This window comes from Shigella sp. FC1544, from assembly GCF_001722145.1.
Classification (GTDB): domain Bacteria; phylum Pseudomonadota; class Gammaproteobacteria; order Enterobacterales; family Enterobacteriaceae; genus Escherichia; species Escherichia coli.
This window is the reverse complement of sequence record NZ_MECT01000354.1, coordinates 1-853: the sequence shown is the minus strand read 5'-3', so window position 1 is coordinate 853 and position 853 is coordinate 1. Positions and strand designations below refer to the sequence as shown.

Annotated in this window: 1 protein-coding gene and 1 pseudogene; both read left to right on the top strand. The window is 44.1% G+C overall.

The window, feature by feature from the left end:
- Nucleotides 1-99 precede the first annotated feature (99 nt).
- Nucleotides 100-426, top strand: a pseudogene (gene dsbG, locus BGK49_RS16180) (thiol:disulfide interchange protein DsbG); the annotation flags it as partial.
- A 262-nt stretch (nucleotides 427-688) separates the two neighbouring features.
- Nucleotides 689-853: IS1 family transposase (locus BGK49_RS27615; protein ID WP_047664789.1), on the top strand; the 165-nt coding region annotated here is incomplete at its 3' end.

Genomic DNA, 853 nt, shown 5'->3' with positions numbered 1-853 from the left:
TAGTGCGCTGGGTTATCGCTCGCCACGGGAATATCTGCGGCAGCGGGCTTGTAATGGGTTAAGTGATAACAGATGTCTGGAAATATAGGGGCAAATCCAGATTCTGGCAAAGTGCAATTAAGAACATTGTTGGTTGGGGTTATCAAGCCAGAAAGCCCGGCGACAGCAGCGGCAATTCTTGCCTCCAAAGATCCCGCAAAAACCTGGCAACAATATAAAGCCTCTGGTGGCAAGCTTAAGCTAAACGTGCCTGCAAACGTAAGTACAGAGCAAATGAAAGTGTTAAGTGACAATGAGAAACTGATGGACGATCTGGGGGCAAATGTCACGCCGGCTATCTATTAAATGAGTAAGGAAAATACGCTACAACAGGCCGTGGGGTTGCCCGATCAGAAAACGCTTAATATCATTATGGGGAATAAATAAAAGGTAATTCATGGATGGTTGAACTATATCTCTGCTTTTCAACCATCCTAAAAAGCATGAATTGCTCGCTCTGCCCTAAGTGGCTGTGCTATTTTAGAAAAACTTAATCCTGAGTTAAGCAAAAAAACATAATCAATAAAAATATATACGCAGAAAAACATTGATTAAGTGAATATATCATGGAAGAAAAATATAACCGGAGTAGTGGGCAATGCTGCCAACTTACTGATTTAGTGTATGATGGTGATTTTAAGGTGCTTGCGTGGCTTCCATTTCCATCAGATGTCCTTCCTGCTCCGCTACTGAAGGCGTGGTGCGTAACGGCAAAAGCACTGCCGGACATCAGCGCTATCTCTGCTCTCATTGCCGTAAAACATGGCAACTACAGTTCACTTACACCGCCTCTCAGCCCGGTACGCACCAGAAA